Raw genomic sequence first — 4,701 nt, forward strand, 5'->3', positions numbered from 1 at the left:
GTCGACGACCGGGGGTTTCTGGTGTTCTTCCTCTGAGCGGACGACCAGGTTCGAACTGGCGACCTCAACCTTGGCAAGGTTGCGCTCTACCAACTGAGCTACGTCCGCGCCGCGCGGTGGCTTTCGCCGTGGCGCGAGAGCAACTATACCCAACCTCGCTCGCGTGCGAGACGCACCGCCGAGTGCCGGTTCTCGGCTCCGAGTTTGGACACCGCCGACGACAGATAGTTCCGTACGGTCCCCTGCGACAGCGCGGCCCGCTCCGCGATCTCCGCGACGGGCGCCCCGTCGGAGGCCAGCTCCAGCACCTCGGCCTCGCGCGAGGTGAGCGGCGAATCCCCGGCGGAGATCGCGTCGGCGGCCAACTCGGGGTCGACATAACGGTTTCCCGCGTGCACGGTACGGATGATCTCCGCGAGCCGTTGCGCACTCACCGTCTTCGGGACGAACCCGCGCACACCGGCCGTCAGCGCCCGCTTGAGATGCCCGGGGCGCCCATGGCTCGTCACGATGAGCACACGGCAGGAGGGCAGTTCCGTCCGCAGCGATGTGGCCACCCTCACACCGTCGGCCCCGGGCATCTGCAGATCCAGTACGGCCACATCGGGTTCGTGCGCGCGCGCCATCGCCAGCGCCTCGGGCCCGCCGGCCGCCTCCGCCACCACCAGCAGATCGTCCTCAAGACCCAGCAGCGCGGCGAGCGCCCCCCGGATGAGGTGCTCGTCGTCGGCGAGCAGCAGCCGGATGGGTCGTACGGATGTCATGGGGTGACCTCTTCACTCACTGAGCGCGCAACGGTGTCCGACGCGGAGGCGGACGACGAACCTGCCGGGAAGGCGGGCGAGGAACCGGGAGGCAGGGGCACGTCGGCCACGACCCGGAAGAGGCCGCCGTTGACGGGTCCCGCCTCCAGCGTCCCGCCCACCGCGGCCAGCCGCTCCCGCAGCCCGGCGAGACCGGATCCACCGCCGGGCGCCCCCGGCCGCCCGGCGGCGGCCCGCTCCACCCCGTCGTTCTCGACCGTGAGGATCACATGGTCGCGCGCGCGGGTCAGCGTCACGCGGCACCGCCGGGCGTCGCCGTGCCGCAGTACGTTCGTGGTGGCCTCCCGTACGACCCAGCCGAGCGCCGACTGGACCGCAGGCGGCAGCCCGGTCGCGGAACCGGTCACCTGGCAGTCGACCCCGGCCGCGGTCAACACACCCTGTGCGCCCGCGAGTTCGGCGCCGAGGTCGGCCTCGCGATAGCCCCGTACGACCTCGCGGACCTCGCGCTGCGACTCGCGGGCGATCCGCTGCACCTCGATCATCTGGTCCACGGCCTCGGGGCGTTCGCGGCGGGCGAGCTGGACGGCGAGTTCGCTCTTCAGGGCGATCACCGCGAGGTTGCGGCCCATCACGTCGTGCAGGTCGCGTCCGAAGCGGAGCCGCTCCTCGGCGACGGCGAGGCGGGTCCGGGTCTCCCGGGCCGCGTCGAGCTCGTACACGGCGTCGAGCAGCCAGACGGAGAAGACGGAGGTGAAGACGAGGCCACCGCCGCCGAACAGCACCGCGAACGCCGTTCCCAGCGCCGCGTCCTGGTCGAGGCCCAGCGCGAACGCCATGACTCCCGCGTACGTGGCGACGCCGGCCACGAGCCCGAGGACGCGCAGCCGGCCGCGTACGCCGAGCGCGATGGTGCCGGTCCCGAAGATCAGCACGCCCACGCAGACCGGGACCACCGCCGACGTGGTGTCCTCGCCGCCCGGTCCGTGCTTCACGAGGCTGAGTGCGGCGGTGCCCAGCAGCACGGAGACGACGCCGAGCACGACGAGCAGGCGTACGGGCTGCTCACGGGTGCCGCGCGTCCAGTCGAGCGACCTCGACGCGGTCACCCCGCACAGCACGGCGTGCGCACACAGCGGCAGGACCAGCCAGACGGCGAACCCGGCTCCCACCTGCCCGAAGACCGGCAGCCCGATCGCGGTGACCTCCACCACCGGGAAGAAGTGGAAGGACCAGCGGGTGTACGTCTCGACCTTCGCCAGCGTGCTCTTCCCACGCCACCAGCGACTTGGCCTGCGCATTCCCGAACTCCCGATTCCCATGACCGACCGTCCCCGTCTCCGTCACCGCTCCCGCTCGTGTGCACTGCGCGGGCCGGGGTCAGCGCCTCGGTTCCCAGCGGAACCACTTGTGTACAGCAAACACCGCGAGCACGGTCCAGGCCAGCGCCGTCGCGAGCGCGCCCAGGGTCTCGGACGTGGAGAGGTTCCCGGCCCAGCCGCCGCGGATGAGGGTGATCACCGGGGACAGCGGCAGGAGTTCGCAGAGCCTGGCGAGCCGGTCGGGCATGACCTCGAAGGGCACGACCGTGCCGGAGCCCACCATCGAGATGAGCAGCAGGGGCATCGCCGCGACCTGGGCGCCCTCCACGCTCCTGCTGAAACTCGCGGTCACCGCCGCGAGCGCCGGCCACATCATGAGCCCCAGCAGCAGCCCCAGGACGGCGAGGAGGGGCGCCTTCGGCGTTCCCACGTCCAGGAGCGCCGCACAGGCGACCGTCAGCACCAGGCTCTGCACCAGACCGATGAGGACCGACGGGACCGCGGCACCCATGAGGATCTCGGCGTCCCGCAGTTCCCCGGTGCGCAGCCGCTTGAGCACGAGCTCCTCGCGGCGGGCCGCGTAGACGCTGACCAGCGAGCTGTAGACGGCGAAGAGCAGGGAGAAGCCGACGGCGGAGGGCAGGATGACCGAGCCGACCGAGAGGCCGGACCCCTTCAGGTCCATGTCCTCGACCGTCGAGCGAAGGCTGAGCGGCAGGATCAGCGGCACGAAGACGGCCGCGAAGAAGGTGGCCCTGCTGCGTGAGAGGAGGGTGAGTTCGGCCCGGGCGAGGGCGGTCATGCGTCCGACCGCGGTCACGGTCGATGCCGCGGGTGCGGTCCTGGTCACGGTGTCCGCGCTCATGCCACGTGCTCCTTCTCGGAGTGCTGGGACTGTTGCGTCTGTCCGGCCTGTTCCGTCCGTCCGGCCTGTTCCGCCTGGGCGTCCTGCTCCGAGACGTGCCGCGCGATGCGCAGGAACGCCTCCTCCAGGGACCCCGACCGGATGTCGAGCCCCCGCAGCTCGACGCCGGCCCGCTCGGCCCAGGTCAGCAGCCCGGTGGCGGCCCGCTGCAGTTCGTTCGTACGCAGCCGCAGTACGCGTCCGGTGACCTCGTGTCCGGTGACGCCGAGGGAGTCGAGGGGCGGCAGGTCGCCGGGGAAGTAGCCGTCGGGCAGTTCGAAGGAGATCCGCGACGGCTGGGAGGCGGTCACCTCGGCCGGGGTGCCGGAGACCGCGATCTTTCCGGCGTGCAGGATCGCGAGCCGGTCCGCGAGCCCTTCCGCCTCCTCCAGGTAGTGCGTGGTGAGCAGGACGGTCGTGCCCTGGGCGCGCAGTTCGCGTACCAACTCCCAGGTCTCCTGGCGCCCTTCGGCGTCGAGGCCGGTCGTCGGCTCGTCCAGGAAGAGCACCTCGGGCCGTCCGAGGAGCGCGAGGGCCAGGTCCAGGCGCCGCTTCTCGCCACCGGACAGCTGCTTCACGCGTACGCCGGCCCGGCGGGTGAGGCCGACCAGGGACAGCGCCTCGCTCTCAGGGCGGGCCCCGCTCGTGCAGCCGGCCCACATCCGGACGGTCTCCGAGACGGTCAGCTCGGAGGGGAAGCCGCCCTCCTGGAGCATGAGGCCGATGCGCGGGCGGACGGCGGAACGCTGGGTGTACGGGTCGTGGCCGAGGACGCGCACCTGGCCGCCGGCCGGCCGGGCGAGGCCCTCGATGAGTTCGACGGTGGAGGTCTTGCCCGCGCCGTTGGTGCCGAGCAGTGCGAAGAGTTCGCCCCGGGCGACTTCGAAGGAGACCCCTCGGACCGCCTCGAACCCTCCCCCGTAGACGCGTCGGAGATCAGTGACCTCGATCACGGGCTCATTCGTATTCATGACTCAAGCGTCCCGGCCGACGACGGGGTTCGGCAGTGCGCGCTGTCACCGCTGGACATGACAAATGTCAGACGGCCGTGCACCGGACGGCGGGACGGTGGGTCGGGCACATAAGAGAAAGGCCCCGGTCGTGTGACCGGGGCCTTTCTTCGCTGAGCGGACGACCAGGTTCGAACTGGCGACCTCAACCTTGGCAAGGTTGCGCTCTACCAACTGAGCTACGTCCGCATTGCCTCCGACCGGCTTTCACCGATCGGCGCGAGCACCAGCCTACCTGATCAAAAGAACGACCAGACCGGCGATGCAGAGCGGGTGACAGGAATTGCACACTGCGCCTTCCCCCTGGAAGGGGGATGTTCTGCTACTGAACTACACCCGCGTGACTCCGGTGAGCCGGGCCTCTCGGCCTTGCCCCTCGGCGTGCTCCGAACTCTAGCCGATCGCCCGGGGTGCAGCGCAAGTCGACTACCCCCAGGCCCGAATGAACCCCCACACCCACCCCACCCCAAGGGGCGCGGGGAACGGCGCACCCAGCCCAAGCCGACCCGCGCCCGACACACAACCCCACCCCTCACCCACCCAAGGGGCGCGGGGAACGGCGCAATCTTTGAGGGGCGCGGGGAACGGCGCGACAAGCCCTCACGTCGCCGCACCCGACATGCGACCTCGCCCCCGCCCACCCAAGGGGCGCGGGGAACGGCGCAATCTTTGAGGGGCGCGGGGAACGGCGCGACAAGCCA

Annotated in this window: 4 protein-coding genes and 3 tRNA genes; all 7 read right to left on the bottom strand. The window is 71.1% G+C overall.

Translation table 11 applies throughout. The features are described 5' to 3' along the window. Positions 1-35 precede the first annotated feature (35 nt). The 7 genes from ACFWGJ_RS27615 to ACFWGJ_RS27645 all read right to left on the bottom strand — a co-directional run bounded on the left by ACFWGJ_RS27615 (position 36) and on the right by ACFWGJ_RS27645 (position 4,340). Positions 36-108 (bottom strand) — tRNA-Gly (locus tag ACFWGJ_RS27615). Between the two features lie 35 nt (positions 109-143). Continuing rightward, a complete protein-coding gene (locus ACFWGJ_RS27620) occupies positions 144-764 on the bottom strand; it encodes a response regulator (RefSeq protein WP_387329706.1) in 621 nt (206 codons plus the stop codon). Beyond that, positions 761-2,065, bottom strand: coding sequence for a sensor histidine kinase (locus ACFWGJ_RS27625; protein WP_387329709.1), 1,305 nt, complete (start codon positions 2,063-2,065; stop codon positions 761-763). Before ACFWGJ_RS27625 ends, ACFWGJ_RS27620 begins: the two co-directional genes overlap by 4 nt. 79 nt (positions 2,066-2,144) lie before the next feature. Further along, positions 2,145-2,951: an ABC transporter permease gene (locus ACFWGJ_RS27630; protein WP_387329712.1), complete on the bottom strand. Its 807-nt coding sequence runs from the start codon at positions 2,949-2,951 to the stop codon at positions 2,145-2,147. Then, a complete protein-coding gene (locus ACFWGJ_RS27635; RefSeq protein WP_381833186.1) occupies positions 2,948-3,961 on the bottom strand; it encodes an ABC transporter ATP-binding protein in 1,014 nt (337 codons plus the stop codon). The genes ACFWGJ_RS27630 and ACFWGJ_RS27635 overlap by 4 nt, the downstream gene beginning before the upstream one ends. A gap of 155 nt (positions 3,962-4,116) precedes the next feature. Next, a tRNA-Gly gene (locus ACFWGJ_RS27640) sits at positions 4,117-4,189 on the bottom strand. 79 nt (positions 4,190-4,268) lie between these two features. Continuing rightward, positions 4,269-4,340 (bottom strand) — tRNA-Gly (locus ACFWGJ_RS27645). Positions 4,341-4,701: the final 361 nt, after the last annotated feature.

It is taken from the genome of Streptomyces sp. NPDC060205 (genome assembly GCF_042728395.1).
Classification (GTDB): domain Bacteria; phylum Actinomycetota; class Actinomycetes; order Streptomycetales; family Streptomycetaceae; genus Streptomyces.